Origin of the sequence: Streptomyces sp. NPDC058195, from assembly GCF_042883525.1 — a bacterium.
Taxonomy (GTDB): Bacteria; Actinomycetota; Actinomycetes; order Streptomycetales; family Streptomycetaceae; genus Streptomyces.
Genome location: NZ_JBHVVM010000003.1, coordinates 371620 through 387562 on the forward strand (window position 1 = coordinate 371620; position 15943 = coordinate 387562).

General features: G+C 69.6%; 17 protein-coding genes. 6 read left to right on the top strand and 11 right to left on the bottom strand.

Annotation, left to right across the window (positions count from 1 at the left end; translation table 11 throughout):
• The first annotated feature begins 35 nt into the window (after positions 1–35).
• Entirely contained in the window at positions 36–755 is a 720-nt protein-coding gene (locus ACFVWY_RS05710) for a hypothetical protein (RefSeq protein WP_389867631.1), read from the top strand.
• A gap of 625 nt (positions 756–1380) precedes the next feature.
• Here the strand turns inward: ACFVWY_RS05710 and ACFVWY_RS05715 are convergent.
• On the bottom strand, positions 1381–2031 hold the full coding sequence (locus ACFVWY_RS05715) for a DUF6461 domain-containing protein (protein ID WP_389867633.1): 651 nt from the start codon (positions 2029–2031) through the stop codon (positions 1381–1383).
• Positions 2032–2657: 626 nt separating this feature from the next.
• Here ACFVWY_RS05715 and ACFVWY_RS05720 point away from each other — a divergent pair.
• Positions 2658–3146: a hypothetical protein gene (locus tag ACFVWY_RS05720; protein WP_389867635.1), complete on the top strand. Its 489-nt coding sequence runs from the start codon at positions 2658–2660 to the stop codon at positions 3144–3146.
• A gap of 1088 nt (positions 3147–4234) precedes the next feature.
• Here ACFVWY_RS05720 and ACFVWY_RS05725 read toward each other — a convergent pair.
• Positions 4235–5551, bottom strand: coding sequence for an MFS transporter (locus ACFVWY_RS05725; RefSeq protein WP_389867637.1), 1317 nt, complete (start codon positions 5549–5551; stop codon positions 4235–4237).
• 89 nt (positions 5552–5640) lie between these two features.
• Here ACFVWY_RS05725 and ACFVWY_RS05730 point away from each other — a divergent pair, with 89 nt between their 5' ends.
• A complete protein-coding gene (locus ACFVWY_RS05730) occupies positions 5641–6624 on the top strand; it encodes an ArsR/SmtB family transcription factor (RefSeq protein WP_389867638.1) in 984 nt (327 codons plus the stop codon).
• A 9-nt stretch (positions 6625–6633) separates the two neighbouring features.
• Here the strand turns inward: ACFVWY_RS05730 and ACFVWY_RS05735 are convergent, their stop codons facing one another.
• The 3 genes from ACFVWY_RS05735 to ACFVWY_RS05745 all read right to left on the bottom strand — a co-directional run bounded on the left by ACFVWY_RS05735 (position 6634) and on the right by ACFVWY_RS05745 (position 8539).
• Complete coding sequence (locus tag ACFVWY_RS05735) at positions 6634–6774, bottom strand: hypothetical protein (RefSeq protein ID WP_389867639.1); 141 nt, start codon at positions 6772–6774, stop codon at positions 6634–6636.
• Between the two features lie 152 nt (positions 6775–6926).
• Positions 6927–7445, bottom strand: coding sequence for a hypothetical protein (locus ACFVWY_RS05740; protein ID WP_389867641.1), 519 nt, complete (start codon positions 7443–7445; stop codon positions 6927–6929).
• 377 nt (positions 7446–7822) lie between these two features.
• Positions 7823–8539, bottom strand: a complete 717-nt coding sequence (locus ACFVWY_RS05745; protein WP_389867642.1) for a hypothetical protein — start codon at positions 8537–8539, stop codon at positions 7823–7825.
• 523 nt (positions 8540–9062) lie between these two features.
• Here ACFVWY_RS05745 and ACFVWY_RS05750 point away from each other — a divergent pair.
• From ACFVWY_RS05750 to ACFVWY_RS05760, 3 genes are all read left to right on the top strand, one after another.
• Positions 9063–9239, top strand: coding sequence for a hypothetical protein (locus ACFVWY_RS05750; protein ID WP_389867644.1), 177 nt, complete (start codon positions 9063–9065; stop codon positions 9237–9239).
• Between the two features lie 206 nt (positions 9240–9445).
• Entirely contained in the window at positions 9446–9703 is a 258-nt protein-coding gene (locus ACFVWY_RS05755; RefSeq protein WP_389867646.1) for a hypothetical protein, read from the top strand.
• A 119-nt stretch (positions 9704–9822) separates the two neighbouring features.
• Entirely contained in the window at positions 9823–10077 is a 255-nt protein-coding gene (locus ACFVWY_RS05760) for a hypothetical protein (RefSeq protein WP_389867648.1), read from the top strand.
• A gap of 57 nt (positions 10078–10134) precedes the next feature.
• Here ACFVWY_RS05760 and ACFVWY_RS05765 read toward each other — a convergent pair whose 3' ends face one another.
• The 6 genes from ACFVWY_RS05765 to ACFVWY_RS05790 all read right to left on the bottom strand — a co-directional run bounded on the left by ACFVWY_RS05765 (position 10135) and on the right by ACFVWY_RS05790 (position 15934).
• Positions 10135–10494 carry a hypothetical protein gene (locus tag ACFVWY_RS05765; protein ID WP_389867650.1) on the bottom strand — a complete coding sequence of 120 codons (360 nt, stop codon included), beginning with the start codon at positions 10492–10494 and terminating at the stop codon, positions 10135–10137.
• Positions 10495–11160: 666 nt separating this feature from the next.
• A complete protein-coding gene (locus ACFVWY_RS05770; RefSeq protein ID WP_389867651.1) occupies positions 11161–12018 on the bottom strand; it encodes an urease accessory protein UreD in 858 nt (285 codons plus the stop codon).
• The gene (ureG, locus tag ACFVWY_RS05775) at positions 12015–12800 is read right to left on the bottom strand and encodes an urease accessory protein UreG (RefSeq protein ID WP_389867653.1); all 786 of its coding nucleotides are present in this window, start codon (positions 12798–12800) and stop codon (positions 12015–12017) included. Before ureG ends, ACFVWY_RS05770 begins: the two co-directional genes overlap by 4 nt.
• A complete protein-coding gene (locus tag ACFVWY_RS05780) occupies positions 12766–13419 on the bottom strand; it encodes an urease accessory protein UreF (RefSeq protein WP_389867655.1) in 654 nt (217 codons plus the stop codon). The genes ureG and ACFVWY_RS05780 overlap by 35 nt, the downstream gene beginning before the upstream one ends.
• A 7-nt stretch (positions 13420–13426) precedes the next feature.
• Positions 13427–15301, bottom strand: a complete 1875-nt coding sequence (gene ureC, locus ACFVWY_RS05785; protein ID WP_389867657.1) for an urease subunit alpha — start codon at positions 15299–15301, stop codon at positions 13427–13429.
• Between the two features lie 33 nt (positions 15302–15334).
• Positions 15335–15934, bottom strand: a complete 600-nt coding sequence (locus ACFVWY_RS05790) for an urease subunit beta (RefSeq protein ID WP_389867659.1) — start codon at positions 15932–15934, stop codon at positions 15335–15337.
• Positions 15935–15943 lie beyond the last annotated feature (9 nt).

Below are 15943 nucleotides of genomic sequence, written 5' to 3' on the forward strand. Positions count from 1 at the left end.
TCTCGCCCATCCACCCCCTCACTTCGGAGGTCACCATGAGGGTCCGTGTCACACGCACCATCAAAGCCCAACCGACCAGGCTCGACGAGCTACTGGCACTGACCGTGCGCACCGCCGAGCACGTGGCGGAGCACACGGACATCCGCCCGGACGTGTTCGCGGTCCGCCACGCGCCCAAGGAAGCGGGTGACGTCAAGGTCTTCACGGACTTCGACAGCCTGGCCCAGTACGAGGAGCTGTTCCTCGCCGGTCTGCTCTCCGACGCGCAGTACCTCGACCTGGCCGAAGAGGCGGCCCAGCTGGTGCGGCAGGAGCCGCGCGACGAACTGCTGGTGCTGCTCGACCGCGACGACTTCTTCCTCAACTACAAGGACCAGACCTCGCAGGAGCCCACCGCCTCTCCGCGCGGCTCCCAGCCACTGCGGCGCTACCGGCTGATGCGGCACGTCGACGTGTCAACCGGGCGGCTGCGAGAGTACATGAAGCGGGCCTTCGAGTTCGCAGACAGGTTCCAGGAAGTGACCAGCATCCAGCCGGAGATCTTCTGCACCCGGTTCGCGGCCGAGCGCATCGGGTGCTCACAGGTGTTCTACGATTACGACGACGCCCCGATGAGCGGTCCGTTGCTGCTCGGGCAGGAGCGCGAACTCGCAGACGCCACCGGCCTGCTGGAGCGGCCGCCGATCGACGAGTTGTACCAGCGGATCGGGCGCGAAGAGCTCGAGGTGGCTTTCCGCACCGGCGGCAGTCGATGACGTGACCGACGGGCCGTGGAGGTACTCGGCCCAGGTACCGCCCGGCTAGGGTCTTTCGTTTGGATCAGGCTGGATCAGGGAGCGGGGGCTGGTGCGTGCAGCTGCAAGGCGGAGGAAGGAGCCGACGCGGAGCGTCGGTGACTGACGACAACGCGGCAGATGTGCGTGCCAGCCCCCGCGAGCCCGGCATGATCCAAACGAGAGGCCCTAGTGCTCCCGTCTGGTTTCGCGATCCTGTGGCCGTACCTGGCCAGGAACGCGTACGGCCACCGCGTGATCATCGTTCGGTGTGTGGACAGACGAAGATCGTGCGGTGGCCGCTGGCCATGGCGTAGACCCCGCCCGCTGGCGGCCGGTGCCTGACCAGGCCATGTCCCGCGGGCTCCGGGCGGGGCGGGAGGAGAGGCGTCGGCACACCGACGGACAGGGGCGGCAGGACCCCCTCGAAGACCAAGCGGTACATGACCTGGCGCGGTGTGACGGCGCTTTCGCAGCTGTCCACGATCTGCTGGCCGCCCCGGATCCGTTTCCACGCTGCGGGTCCGCTGACGCCTGCCCGCTGCGTCCCACCACCCCGCCCGTATGTCGTGACGTCCCGCACACGGGAAGCGGGGCCTGCTCATGGTCACCAGGACGACGGAGGTGACGTGCGGGTGACCACGGCGGGAAGCCGCCCGTTCTCGATCACGTGCTGGGGTAGTGAGAGCCCGAAGTGGTCACCGGCTATCTTCAGCACTCGGCGCTTCTCTTCGAGAGGCGAGAGTTCCTCACTCTCGTCCTCGCCGAGCTGGTCCTCGATGCGTTCCTCCCCTGGGATGACCCCGGCAGCTTCCAGCGCTGGGCGTAGCAGGCCGGGCTGGGTTCCGGCAGGGGCGTAGCCGAAGCCCAACTCGAAGTGCAGGCACAGCTCGCCGTCGGCGAGGTATGTGAAGAAGGAGGGGGGATCATCCGGCCGTGGGTCGAGTATCAGCACGTCGGCGCCGCCGCGGGACACTGCCGGGTCGAGGGACCATCCCTCGCTTCCTCCGCACTCCACGATGAATGACCAGTCACCGCTCTGGCCGATGCGGCCGACGCAGTAGGTTCGCGCGAGGTCGACCATGCGCGACGCTTCCTGGATGGTGAGAGCGGGGCCAACCTTGACGGGTCCGTGGTCGGCTATCCGTTCGGCCAGCTGCTGAGGGCTGAGACCGCGGGCGCAGGTGATGTACAGGTCGGTGGCATTCAGCTTCGCGCTGTGCCAGGCATCGGCTACCCATGCGAGATTGCCGGTCATCGCTGATTCCTCCTTCTGAACGCGGCGTGTGGCTGGTGGGGCGCGGCGGGAGCTTGATGCTGTGCCCCACCAGCAGTCAGTAGTCTGCTACGGCTCGGCAACCGTGCAGGCACGGTTGTTCTGGAGGCATCGCAGTGCGTGAACGGGGAGAAGTCCGCCCAGTACGGGTCCTTGTCCAGCATCCGGTACGTGGTCGAGCAACTTGAACTGAACGCTCCGCCCATCGAGGTGGAGTTGATCGTCCCGACATCGCCGAGCGGCCGCAGACCTTCCTCCGTGCCGGAGCGGACTCACGGATGTCGTCGTACACGTGTCATTCGCCGTGCTTGGCGCGGGTGGCACAGGCTCGACGGTGCGCCCAGCAGGATCGGTCGCCAGTGGTGGCGGGGAGACCCATAACGCCCGCGGAGCATCTGTCGGACTTCCCGGTCCTCGGGCCAGGAAGCAGAAAGCAGGAAGCGAAGAAACGGGAGGGCGCCGGACCCGCGAGCCCGGCGCCACCTCGGCGGAGCAATCCATCGACGTTTCCCAACCCACGCCGGGAACAGGCGAAACCGTTCTGAACGTCCAGGCCACGCAGGTCTGGCCCAGGCGTGTGAGGGACGACCGCCCGGCTTCCGGGAACGTTGGGCACCAGCGAGCGGCAGGGGATCCCGGACAACAGACCCGGACACCGCACTGATGCGTGCAACCAGAAGATCAACACGATCACCAGGAAGTACCAGGCCATCCTTCCCGGAAGGATCGAGAAGCTCTTCCACAGAATCACCATGCGGAAGAGCGTCAGCACCCAGGTGGTCGTGGTGGGCTACCCGCACGTTGTCCAGGCCGAGTCCACGCCCCTGTGCTTTGCCGACGGAGCCTGGCCGGGCAGCACCCATCAGGTGCTGCGCCGTGCCGCCAGCACTCTCAACGCGGTACTCGCCGCCAAGGCGAGAAAGTACGGCTACGACTTCGTCGACCCCTCTGCCTCCTTCAGCAATCACGAGACCTGCGGCGACCCGGCGTGGGTGAACGGCATCCGCCCCCTCTCCCGGCAGGTCGAGTCGTTTCACCCCAACGCCAGCGGGCAAAGAGCGCTCGGCTGGCTGGTGTGGCAGTACGTCAAGCCATAGCGGACCCATCGGTACTGGGATCGTCATCCTCGGCTCTCTGACGGAACCAGCAGCACCTGCAGGCGAAACAGCGTGTTCGCCCCGCGCGGCGGCCAGGTGCCCGCCGCGCGGGGCAACACGGCGTCCATCCGGCCAGACCGGGCGCTGCGGGAACTTTCTCTCAGCGCATTCCCTGAACCACCCGCACCGGACAGCGCACCGGCGCCGGTCAAGCAGGCCCGTACCCGGCGCCGGGCACGAAGAGAGCGAGAGCTTGCGGCCCTGCGGCCCCGGCCTGAGCCAGTTTGCGCAGGCCCTTCGCCGTGCGGTTCATCCGTCCCGCACGGACCCATGCGGAGGGATTATCTGCTGGCCATGCGGCTGGATCATCTGCGCCAGCAGGTCTCGCTTCGTCCGAAGGCAGTCCTGGTCTTGTGCCTGGTGACCAGCGACGTTTCACGGGGGTGAGGGCGTGAGCACGAAGTCGGAGCTGAGCGGTGTCGTCCTCGCCTGCCGGAGGACCTCACTGCCCGCGCGGTGGTGAAGACGCGCGGCCTCCACCGGGACAAGGCTCGGCAGCGTACCCGCATGGCACCGGGCAGCGTCCATTCCGTAAGGGCCGAGCGCTCCGCGATCGCGCTCACGCAGTCGCCTGCAGGGCCGCGCCGATGCGGACCGGCAACCGTGGCGCCGCGGCCGTGAGCCTCGGCATTCCCGCACTCCCCCGACGCCACCGACCGCACCGTCACAGCCACAGAGGGCCAGACGTGACCTACCACCACGGGCGTGGCCGCCGATGCCCGGAGTCCGGAGAACACGTGACCACCCTGCTCGTGCAGCACGTCCTGCCGAACCAGCGCCTGGGCGAAGAAGCTGAGGGACGAGAACCGGCGCGGGCTGACCGCGCTGTTCTGGTCGAACTCCAACCCGTACGGCACCTTCCGTCTCGGCATGGGCGAGCGCATCGGCTCGGGGCTGCCCACCACTGTGTTCCGGCCCCGCGACTTCAGCGGCCTCCGCATGAGTTACCGGACATGACTGTCTGTCAGATATGCGTCGGCGCGGGGGTGGGGTGCCTGACGGCTCGCGGCCGCCCCGACCTACGACGGTTACTGCGCAGGAAAACTACGCGCACGTTGTTCGGTGCCGTTGCCTGATCCCGTTGATTCGTCCGGGACGGGGACCGGGGAGGCGGGCGGGTGCCAGGTGAGGATCCAGCCAGCGGTAAGCGCCGCCGCGCCGCCTGCCAGAGCGATTGCGCCGCCTGTTCCGATGCCTGCGGCCACCGAGCCGAAGCAGGCTGGCCCGACGCCCTGCAGCGTCATGCTGCCAGAACCGAGCAGACCGAAGGCCTGGCCCCGGCCATTCTGCGGTAGGGCGTCCAGGAAGGGCCGTTGCAGGCCGAGACCGTAGGCGAATCCGAAGCCGCAGAGCAGCAGCAGACAGGACGAGGCGCCCACTCCTGGCTCGGCAGCGAAGCCGACCAGCGGCAGTCCCATCAGCGCAGTCAACGGGACTACCAGTCGCTCCCGGGTGAGTGGCCGTAGGAACCGGCCCACCAGCAGGTCGCCGACCAGCATGCCGACCGGCAGACAGCCCATCAGCACCGCGTAACTGCCGGGCGCGAAGTGGCGTCCTCCCGCGTAGGCGACGATCAGGCCTTCCGCGCCCGCTACGAACGCGACGGGTAGCCACTGGGCCAGCATCAGCCGTCGCACCGTGTGCTTGCGCAGCAGCAGGCCAGCACCGCGCAGGCTTGCCCGGGCGGTGCCGCCATCGCCCCGGGCGCTGCCGGGTGTGTCGCCGGACTCTCCTAGCTGCAGCCGGGGCAGCCCGATGCGGACAGCGAGCGCGCAGCCGAGGTAGAGGGCGGCGCTGACCGCGAGCGCCCGGCGCGGGCCGATTACCGCGACGGCCGCACCTCCCAGCGCCAGACCGAACAACTGCGCTCCGGAGGCGCCGATGTTGTTCAGCGAACGGCCCAGTACATAGGTGTCGCCCTCCAGCGACTGCGCGACCAGCCGACTCGACGCGCCGTGAAACACCGGTGTGGCGAGGGCGACCAGCGCCACCACACCAAGGCTCGCCGCGACCGGCATCCGCACCAGCGCGAGCAGCAGGGCGGCGGCGCACGTCACGGCGTAGCCACCGGTGATGAGCGCGCGGGCCGGCAGCCGGTCGGCCAGTGAGCCCAGCAGCAGCGAGCCGAACAGCTGCGGGATGAAGCCGATTCCGAAGGCCAGTGCGCTCAGCAGCGCGGAGCCAGTGGCCGAGAAGACCAGCACCGAGAACGTGGTGATCCGCAGCGCGTCCGCAGTGATCGCGACGGTGCGGGTGGAGAAGAGCAGCCGGAATCGCGGCTCGGCCAGCACCTCCCGATAAGTGGCACGGTGGTCGCCCTGCGTGGGCTCGGCGGGGGGAGTCATGACACCCAGCCTCGGCGCGCGCCCACGCCACTCACCAATGATTCGTCGCTGGACGAATCGGAACAGACGTGCCGCGGTAGCATGCCCGGGTGCTGCGCTTCGAAGTCTCCGTCGAGGGCCTGCTGCGCAGCCGCTTCGCACTGTCGCCCGCGCTGGACCTCTGCTTCCTGCTGCGCTCACTCGCCGGCCAGGACAGGCCGCTGCCGCGAGCCTGGGCCGCCCGGCTGCTGCCGACCTTCGAACGGCTCCGCCGCGAGAGCGAACTGAACGCCGCTCTCGCCCTGCACACCCCGCGCGGGGGCGGACCGAACTTCGTCGCCCCGCCCCCGCGCGGCCTCAACCAGACCTGGGCAGACGACCTGGCCATGATCCGGGCCACACCGCTGCAAGCGGCCCGCCACGAAATCGCCACCAACGCGACCGGCCCGTCCGCCCGTGATCCCCGCGTACGCGCGGTGCTGGACTCGACGGACGCCGTCTCCAGGATCGCCGAGGCGATGGACCAGGCCTGGCACGAGCTGCTCGCCACGGACTGGCCGCAACTGCGGGCGATCTGTGAGCGCGACATCGTGCACCGGGTGGGTGTGATCGGCGAACACGGATGGGTCACGGCCATCGAGAGCATGCACCAGAGCATCGCCTGGCAAGCTGGCGGTATCGAGATCGGCCACTTCCCTCACGTCGGAACAGTCCGCCTCCCCGGCGACGGGCTCCTGCTGATCCCTTCGGTCTTCGTCGCGAATATCGCCGCCCACCTGGAAGACCCCTGGCCCAGGACCTTGGTCTATCGTGCCCGCGGCACCGCCGCCCTGTGGGACGAACAGGAGAGCGTCCCCCGTCCGGACTCCCTGACCGCTCTGGTCGGCCGGTCCCGAGCCCGGCTGCTGTTGGCGCTGGACGCCCCGGCCAGTACCAGCCACCTCGCCCGCAGCCTCGCCATGACACCTGGCGCGGTAGGAGACCACCTCGCCATCCTGCGAGGCGCGGGACTGCTCGCCCGCGCCCGGTCCGGACGATCGGTGCTCTACCGGCGCACCCCGCTCGGCGAGGCGCTGGTCGCCGGTTCGGGCTGAGGACTCGGATCAGCACAGCAGCTCTACGACCAGCAGTTCGTCCGGCTCCCCGGCGTCCAACGCGATGGCGTCCAGGTCGGCCTGGCTGAACCTCGTCCTGGACGAGGCCGGGATCGAGGAGCCCGTCGTCTTCGAGGTGGAGGCTGGCACCTCCAGCCGCCTCCACCCGCTCCAGCCCCCGAAGACCAGCGAACTGCTCACGTACGCGCGGCCGGGCGACGCGGAACGGCTACCGCCGCGCGCTCGCCGCGCACCACCAGGTCGCCCGCCCGGCCCGGGCGGGCCCGGGCATCACGGCGGCGTCAGTGGCCCTGGACGCCCATGGCCTCGAAGGTCTCGCGCATCAACTGGTCGATGGCCCCGGGCCTTTTGACCAGGGAGTCGAAGAGGTCAGCGAGCAGCCACAGTACGAAGCCGTGGACCATCGCCTCCTCCGGCGGGATCTTCCCGAACTGGTCGCGCCAGGCCACGGTGTCCATGCCCATGGCGGCGGCCATGAGGACACCGGTGGCCATCGGCACCTGCTCCGGATCGGCCAGCTCGAAGGAAGGAAGCCGGCGGATCACGGCAGGGATGAGATCGCCGAGCGGGTCAAGCTGATCCCCGCCGCCAGGCGGCTCGGCAATCAGGTACCCGGTCAGGACCCCCACCAGGAACACCGTGCCCCGGGAGACCTCTTCACGGCCGACGGAGTCCATCGCGGCCTTCACCCGCTGCTGCGCCTGCTGGCGCTCCTCAGCGGGCGTCCGCTTCTCCAGGACCCGGTAGGCGTACCACGCCGCGCGGACCGCCTCATCCACCACTACTCCGTCACTGGTCATGAGCCAGACCCTAAGGGCTGTCCCGAACGCTGTACGGCGGCGGGCGGACGGCGGGCGGGAGACGTCGACCCATTCGCCGCCGGTTGGGTAAGGGCTGTGCCAGCCGGGTGCCGCCTGTCGTTCGCCATGAGGAGGCTCTCGGGAGCCGGGTCGAGCAGCCTCGCCCCAGGAGGGGAAAGCCTGACCTGCGCCCGGTCGCGTACGGCGACCCCCTCTGCGTCTCCGGCTTCGAGCACCAAGGGGCGCGGGCTCCTGCCGACGAGGCAGGACGCGACGGCGAGGCCTACGGGGCCGACGGAGCCAGCGCCGATGACGACGAAACCTCGGCAGAGTCACCCCCTATTTCTGGCGGACCTCTGGCTCGGGTCACTGAGCCGTCACGAGTGGTAGAGCACCCGTACGACCATCGTGTCGCCGGGCAAGCCGTCCAGGTAGGCGTTGAACATCCGCTTGTAGTCGAGGCCGCCGGCCTCCACCCACTGCCCGTCGAGGGTGAGCAGGGCGGGAGTGGGCAGCACGTCAGCCACATGGCGGGTCACGTAGGTTTCCAGGTCCTCGTCGAAGTGGAGGACCGGGTCGGAGGTGAACCGCTCTTCCAGGGCGGGGTCAGCCTCGATCGCCTGGATCAGGGGCTGTTCACGGAAGGCGGCCACGGTGGCCTCCCTGGCGTGGTCCGGCTCCAGACTCCTGGCCCGCTCTGCGAAGTGACGGAAAGGCAGCGCGGGCGGGTAGCCGTCAGCGAAGGCGTGATACGCCGTCCAGGTGTCGGCCGCCCGGCGGGCCTCGGCGGCGCGGGGCGTGTCGAAGTCGAGGACGCCGCGCGGGCCGCCGTGGCAGCGGGAGGGCGGCAGGTCCTCGGGGAGTTGGGTCCAGTCGTCGCACCGCACCAGCCGGGGGTCGTCCTCGTGGCCGGTCAGTACGTCGAAGAGACAGCCCGCCCCGGAAACGAACCAGTAGCTCCACTCGCCCACCCAGTCCGGGTGAGGGCGGTCCTCACGGTCGTACCAGAAGGGGGCCATGGCTTGTCCGATCGCCTGCTTCAGCCCGTCATGACCGACAGGTGACAGGCAGACGGTGATGCGCTGTTTACCCATGATGATGCCCCCATATATGGTGCGGTCTGCGCTCGATGGGGCCCACCCTTGCAGGCCGCGCTGGTCAGGCGCTCGGCGAGGGCCCGCACGGTGTCGCAGCCGCGTTTCCATGCCTTCCAGCCCTGCCGGATGCACGCCGGGTCACCAAGATCCCGGTGCCGCTGATCACCTTGCCGCCGAGGCCGCTGCCGTGCTTGCCTCCGCCGCGCTCACCACTGCCACCAGCGCGCCTCTTATCTGTCTGCGAAATGTGAGCCCTGGTGGCCGAGCCCGATCGACGCGGGCCCGACCGCCACTGGCCGTGACGCTGTTCTGACCGGCTGTTCCCCCGTCAGACCTGCCCCCGTCGGCATATTCACCTCCGCGTCGAGCGCGTACGCCGCCCGCAGGCCCCGCAGCATGCGGGGGCGATCCCCGATCCGCGCGAAGCTCGGACCGCCCGGCTCAAAGCCGAGGTCTCCGACCTCAAGACGCGGCTGGCCACTGCGGAGACGACCAACGAAGGCAGGAGACCGAAGAAGACGTGCGAGCGATCGCCGAGGACGACAACCGCGACATCGCCGCCCGGCGAGCGAAGAGGGACGAAGCCTTGCTGGCCGTCGGCGGCCCCGGCAGAGGGAAGCAAGCCGATCTCGTCCGGATCACCGGTCACTGCTGGGAGTTCTTCCGCCAGCTCACGCGTCCGAAGGGCGCCCAGTAACAGCTCCCGCAGGTGACGGCCCTCTGCCTCTGGTACCGCTTGGGCGTCGAGACCGAGCGCATCGTGCGCTGCCCGGCGTGCGGGAAGCCCTTCGTCCTCGGGCACGGCCACCGGCGGATGCTTTCTACGACCGCCCTGCGTGCCCGCCTGGCGCCCACCCGGGGGGCGCCCACCCTCGAAGCCCCCCATCCGATCCGGAACCGCTGTTGCCGGAGCCAGCCTGCGAGACCCGCCGCGGCGGACGGCCCGAGAAGCACGTCACCACCGCTGTCGGCCTCGGCGACATCGACGCCCACCACTCCTCCGCGTCCCTCGCCGACAGCGGAAACCCCGGCGGAGCGTCCGTGCTCGACATCCTCGCCCGCACCCACACCGCCCCGCCCCACGACGGCGCCCAGGGTCCGCTGGTCGCGTTCGGGCCCGGTTTCACCACCGCCGCCGTCCGCGGCACCTGGAGCAGGTGACCTGATCCGTCTGATCCGGCCCGAGTGTCAGCGCACTGTGTGACGCTGACCCCGACCCGGCTACCCCACACGCCGGAGCACCACCACCAGGTACACCGGAACACGCGAGGAGCCTTCCCATGAGCAAGCTCGAATGGCGCACAGCCATCACTCTCGAACTCGCCGAGCGCCTGATCCCCGACCCGAGAGCCACACACAACAAGCTCGCCAGTTTCAGCAACGTGGAGGTAGCCGTCGAGGGTGGTTTCCTCCACGTCGTCCCTGCCCCGGGCAACAGAGGTGGGGAACGGGACGTGTACATCGTGCCCGCGTCCATGGTGCGCAGCGTCGCCTACCGGGAGGCTCCCCGTTCCGGCAACATGCACGCTTCCTGAACAGCCACCGAAGATGGCCCTGCTCCGGGCATCGGGGCCATCTCGTGTTCTCCGGGTTCATGAGACCCCTGCCGGCCTCCGCCCGGCGCGGCAGGATGTCCGCATGCCGCCCAGGATCAGGTTCAGCGAAGCCGAGAAGGGCGTGAAGCTCGACAAGCTGGAGGAAGCCGTCCCGAGTGCGTCCCACCGTCCCGTGCGGCACCCGCGGTGGTCCAGCAGGCTGTTCAGGCCGGCTTTGGGTTCGTGGCGGGCGAGTACCTCGTCGGCGGGGATCTGGCGCAGGTGCTCCAGGGCGTGGTAGCGGGACTTCACGACGGCGCCGCAGCCCTCGGAGCGGGGGAAGATCTCACCCGTGGTGGCGGAGTCGAGCCAGGACTTGCAGGACGGCCGCGAGATCGGTGGGGTTGCCGAGTTCATCGTCGTCCAGCAGCCGCACCACGCCGTTCCACGGTTTCGGGTACCGGGACGACGGCCCCCGCGGCGAGGAACCAGCCGAGGCCGCCGGGCCTGGCGCAAGTACCGGGTCAGGGAAACCACGGAGTCGATCGTGGGCGCGGTGTCCGGCCCGCTGTCCTCCCCTCGCATCCTGCTGCTGGCCGGTACGGCATCGGCGGGCACCTGCGGTACGTCGGGCGGAGCACCGTCTTGAACAGCCGGGCGGCGCGCAGCGTGGCGGACTGGTTGGCGTCGGCCGACGGTCCCCGTCCTTGGGAGGGGGACGTTCCCGGAGAGGTGGGGCAGTACGGAACTGCTCGATGTCGTCCTGGTGCAGCCGGACGTGGTGGTGGAGGTGGCAGCGGCGGATTTCTCCGTCCTTCTCTCGGGCGGTGGCGTCACCCCGTCCAGACGCGCCGCGTCCGTACCGACCTGGGGCCCGAAGACGGCGGAACAGTGCCTGTGCTCTGCTGGCCTCCTGAGTCCAGGAGCAATCGGCCTGCTCATCGTGGCCCGTTTCCCGGGATGCTCGGCGGCTACGTACGGGTGCAGCGCGATCCGGACAGGCAGGAGTGATCACCTGCGCGGGGGGCCGACAGCACGAACCGGCGATTCTCTGCTGGTTCCCGCCGTCGGCCGAGGGCATGCCTACGGGCCTGCTGGTGCTGCTGATGACGGCGAGGGGAGGCCGGTCGGCGTCGGCACAGCCCTTCGCCCGGCTGTTCCGGCGTGGCCCGGGCGTCGTGCAGCGAGGTGGCCCCGGGACCGGTGACCGTGCATGGCCTCCTCGCACCAGGCGGCGAAGGCGAGGTCGCACAGCCGGTCGCGGAACCGGCCGATTCCGATCCAGCGCAGCACGGCCCCGGCCCGGTCCAGACGGAAGTAGGTCTCGCCAGGCCCGGTGGTGCCGGCTTCCGGCTCGCCGGGCGGTTCGGGCGACCATCCCAGGGCGGTGACGGTGTCCATGGAGCGAAGGTTCCCGAGGACGCCCGGCATCCCGCGAGTCTGCCCGGTCAGGTCGAGGTGCTCCACCTGCACCGGCCCGGTGTCGTCCGTCGCGTTCAGGGACGTGGTGAGATCCCCGCCGGTCTGTCCGGCACGGCCCAGAACGATCTTCTCCTGCATCAGGACCCTGGCGCTGCCGTGCAGCCGGATCCGGGTGTCGCGGTGGGTGGCGATCCCGTCCGAGACCACGAAGGGCTTGCCCGCCCAGGTCAGGACCGCCTCGTCGCCCACAGTGGCGTCAATCGCCCACGATGACGGTGCGTCGCCCTCGTACGCCACGGTGCCGGTCGTCTCCACGATGTCGAGCCAGGCACCTGGAGCGACGTCCACCTCGATACGGACGTCGTCGCCGGACAGCAGCAGGGCCTGGGTGGCGAGCAGGCCCACCCGGGCGCCGTGTGCGTCCTGCTCCATGATCCGCGCCGTCAGATGCCCGGTCGTGCGGTGGACGCGGCTGCGGCTGCCCGTGCGGCCGACGCTCAGGCGGGTCGGTCCTGTCACGCGCTCTGCCCTGCACGCGCCGGATCCTGGCCGTGCGCGTGGGTGTGCACGTGGGGTTCCTCACCGTCCTGGCCCGCGTGGAAGTGCGGGGCCATGGGGCCCGGATCGACCGGGGTGTGCTCGCCGGTGCGGTAGTGGGCGAGGGTGTCGCGGACCCAGCCGGTCAGCTGCCGCACGGACGCCTCGTCGTGCCGGGACAGCGCGACCACCGGAGCACCCTGCCGTACGTTGCGCCCCTCGCGCGTCATGCGCTCGACGTCCACGCCCACGTGCTCGCCCAGGTCGGTCTTGTTGATCACGAGCAGGTCGGCGCGGGCGATGCCGGGACCGCCCTTCCGTACGACGTCACCGCCGCCGGCGACGTCCAGGACGAACAGCTGGGCGTCCACCAGAGCGGGCGAGAAGGTGGCGGTGAGGTTGTCGCCGCCGGACTCGATGATGACGAGATCCAGGGGGCCGAAGTCGGCTTCCAGGTCCTCGGCCGCCAGCAGATTGGCCGTCACGTCGTCACGGATCGCCGTGTGGGGGCACGCGCCTGTCTCCACCGGGCGGATCCGTTCGGGGTCCAGCACCCCGGCGCTCCTGAGGAAGCGCGCGTCCTCGTCGGTGTAGATGTCGTTCGTGATGACGCCCAGGCGCAGTTCGCCGGACAGCGCCCGGCACAGCGTCGCGATGAGCGAACTCTTCCCGGTGCCGACGGGGCCGGCTACGCCCAGGCGCATGGCACGGGCGGGGGCAGTGGCGTTCTCAGGCACTGAAGAGCCTCTCTGTGGTGGCGTCATGGGTCTCGGCCCAGCGCTCAATCAGGGGAGCGCCGTGGGCGGGAATCTGTTCCGGGAGGCGCAGGAGGGCGACCTCGTCGGCCATCTCCTCGATGTCCGGGAGGAGTTCACTCACCCACGCCGCGATGGTCAGTGGGTCCTGCGGTTCGAGCTTGAGCAGGGCCGCGGTCACCGTCTGGGCGTCGTCGTACCCGACGAGACGGGCCACGTCGGCCGGGTCCATTCCGGCGCGGTGTGCGAGAAGGCCGAGAACGACGGGGCGTGACCAGGTGCGTGCGCGGGCATCGACAGGGCCGGGCCAGAGCCCTTGCAGGACCCGTAGGTACCCGCGGCCCAGCCGCCGCCCGTTCGCCCGCAGCGCCGGGCTGGGGGTCCGGGCGGCCCAGGCGGCCTCGACGTCGGACAGGTCGCCGCCGCTTCCCGCGACCGCGCGGGCGACGACGGCGGTGCCCGCCTCCACGCGGGTGACGGTGCGAAGGCGGGTACGCAGGTACGCGGGCACCTCGGCGGGTGCGATACCGGCCCGCAACGTCGGCTCCAGACCGGCGGACTGTGTGTGTCCCCCGGACGGGAGCCGGGCGTCGCCCAGCAGGGCGAGCAGGAGCGGAGAGGTGCTCACCGGGGCCTCAGAACAGCAGGTATCGCTGGGTGAGCGGCAGGCTCTTCGGCGGTTTTGGCTGGTCGAGGTACCAGAAACCGTTTCGGCTCTTGTGCCGGGTGAGGCTGTGTCCTTCCGACGGGTCGACTCCCGGGATTTCCACCGCGATCTTGAACGTGGCCGGGTCGATGTCGATGCCGAACAGCCCGTCGTTGAAGACCATGTCCGCCTTCTCGACGTCCTTGACGGGCTTCGCGCCCTTCAGCTCGCGCCGCAGGCCGAGAGTGTCCTTCAACGAGTCCTTGAACACGCCCTTGCCCTTCACCGAGCTGTACGGGTCGGTGCCGGAAGGCGGGTTGAGCACCTTCTCGGAGACGAACGAGTAGGACAGCCGGCAGGCGATCGCGGCAGCCATCGCGGGCCGCAGGAAGGTCGGCTGCGGAGTCGACACCGAACCGTTGGGGTCACCCAAGTTGCCGATCACCATGGCACCGGCCTTGATGACCATCTCGGGCCGTACGGCGAAGAACCTCGGATCCCACAGCACGAGGTCTGCGAGTTTGCCCTCCTTCACGGAACCGACGTACTCGTCGATGCCGTGGGCGACGGCGGGGTTGATGGTGTACTTGGCCACGTAGCGCAGCGCCCGGGCGTTGTCGCCCTGCCCCTGACCGGCACCGTAGAAGAAGTTCGTGTCCTTGAAGGTCTTGTGGCTCCACTCCTTCATGACGTGGGCGACCTGCCAGGTGCGGGTCACGACCTCGCCGATACGGCCCATGGCCTGGGCGTCGGAGGAGGTGATGGACATCGCTCCCATGTCGTGCAGCACGTCCTCGGCGAACATGGTCGTGGAGCGGATCCGGGAGTCGGCGAACGCCTGGTCGTTCTCGTTCCTCAGATCGAGGTGGTGGGCGGAGGCCAGCATGTCGATGTGCTCGGCCACCGTGTTCGCGGTGTACGGGAGCGTCGGGTTCGTGGAGGCAGGCAGGACGTTCCGCTCGGCAGCCACCTTCAGGATGTCGGGGGCGTGCCCACCGCCTGCGCCCTCGGCGTGGAAGACGTGGACTCCGCGCCCGTCGATGGCGCCGAGGGTGGTCTCGACGAAGCCCGCCTCGTTGAGGGAGTCGGCGTGCAGGGTGACCTGCAGCCCCCATTCCTCCCCGGCCCTCAGCGCGGCGTCCAGCGCTGCCGGAGTGGCTCCCCAGTCCTCGTGGATCTTGTAACCGCCAGCGCCCGCGAGTGCCTGCTCGTCCAGGCCGGCCTTGCTGACGGTGTTGCCCTTGCCCAGCAGCATCACGTTGACCGGCAGGTCGTCGAAGCTGCGGTGCAGGTTCACCAGGTGCTGCGGGCCAGGCGTCACGGTGGTCGCCTTGGACCCCTCGGAAGGTCCCACACCGCCGCCGATCAGCGTGGTGGTCCCGGTGGACAGTGCTTCCATGACGGCCGAGGGGGAGATGTAGTGCACGTGGGTGTCGACGGCACCCGCGGTGAGGATCTTGCCCTCGCCGGAAATCACGTCCGTGGAAGGGCCGATCTCCAGGCCCGGGGTGACCCCGTCCATGACGTCGCTGTTGCCGGCCTTGCCGACCGCGACGACCTTGCCGCCCTTGATCCCGACGTCGGCACGCACGATGGAACTGCCGTTGCCCCGCTCCAGAGCGGGGGCGACGTCCAGAATGATCACGTTGGTGATCACGGTGTCGGGGGCGCCCTGCGCACTGGTGACCGTCCCCTGCAGCATCGACTCGCGGATGGTCTTGCCGCCGCCGAAGATCGCCTCGTCCCCACCGAACGTCAGGTCTTCGGTGACCTCGATCCAGAGATTGGTGTCCCCCAGGCGGACCTGGTCGCCCACCGTCGGACCGTAGGACTTCGCGTACTGCTCGCGGGTGATGTTCGCCATTGCATTCCTCCAGCTGGGTGTACGAGGGCCCTGTCAGTCGAGAGCGACGTCGTCAGCCGGCTTGTCCTTGCGCAGGCCCGGCACATGCCGCCTCCCGCCGATGGGCACGACCTCGATCGCCTCGCTGGGCGCGTTCTCGGGGCTGAACCGCATGGAGTCCCCCGGAGCGATGTCCAGGCGGCACCCCCAAGGTGCCTTCCCCGGCGTCTTCGACCGGTCGTACGCCAGCGCGCGGGCCGCAGCGATCTGCTCGGACCGCAGGCGCTGGGGGTCGGTCAGTACGGCCTCGGCCTCGGTGGCGGTGTCCAGGTCGGTGAAGAACAGCAGGTCCTCATTGACATCGGCCAGATGGAAGTGCGAACCGATCTGGATGTCACGGTCACCGACGTTGACCACATAGACAACGGCCTTGTCGCTCTGCGCGTTGAGCACACGCACCGCGGACGGGTTCCTGACCCACACTCCTCCCACCTTGTACTGGGAGAAGTCATGGGACCGGTCCGGGTCCAGGGACGAGGGCGGTACGGGTTCCGCCTCCTGGCAGTGATGGGCCGAGTAGCAGGGGCACGTGCCCGGACACGTGACCGGCGTGGTCACCGGAGGCTTCGGGGCCAGCGGCTGGAAGTAGGGCATGGCACTTGA

Excerpts from the sequence above, each read along its gene's own strand:
- ACFVWY_RS05710 (WP_389867631.1), top strand. The coding sequence starts at position 36 with ATGAGGGTCCGTGTCACACGCACCATCAAAGCCCAACCGACCAGGCTC.
- ACFVWY_RS05760 (WP_389867648.1), top strand. The coding sequence starts at position 9,823 with ATGAGCAAGCTCGAATGGCGCACAGCCATCACTCTCGAACTCGCCGAG.
- ACFVWY_RS05765 (WP_389867650.1), bottom strand. The coding sequence starts at position 10,494 with ATGAACTCGGCAACCCCACCGATCTCGCGGCCGTCCTGCAAGTCCTGG.
- ACFVWY_RS05790 (WP_389867659.1), bottom strand. The coding sequence starts at position 15,934 with ATGCCCTACTTCCAGCCGCTGGCCCCGAAGCCTCCGGTGACCACGCCG.
- ACFVWY_RS05725 (WP_389867637.1), bottom strand. The coding sequence starts at position 5,551 with ATGACTCCCCCCGCCGAGCCCACGCAGGGCGACCACCGTGCCACTTAT.
- ureG (WP_389867653.1), bottom strand. The coding sequence starts at position 12,800 with ATGACGCCACCACAGAGAGGCTCTTCAGTGCCTGAGAACGCCACTGCC.
- ureC (WP_389867657.1), bottom strand. The coding sequence starts at position 15,301 with ATGGCGAACATCACCCGCGAGCAGTACGCGAAGTCCTACGGTCCGACG.
- ACFVWY_RS05745 (WP_389867642.1), bottom strand. The coding sequence starts at position 8,539 with ATGGGTAAACAGCGCATCACCGTCTGCCTGTCACCTGTCGGTCATGAC.
- ACFVWY_RS05740 (WP_389867641.1), bottom strand. The coding sequence starts at position 7,445 with ATGACCAGTGACGGAGTAGTGGTGGATGAGGCGGTCCGCGCGGCGTGG.
- ACFVWY_RS05715 (WP_389867633.1), bottom strand. The coding sequence starts at position 2,031 with ATGACCGGCAATCTCGCATGGGTAGCCGATGCCTGGCACAGCGCGAAG.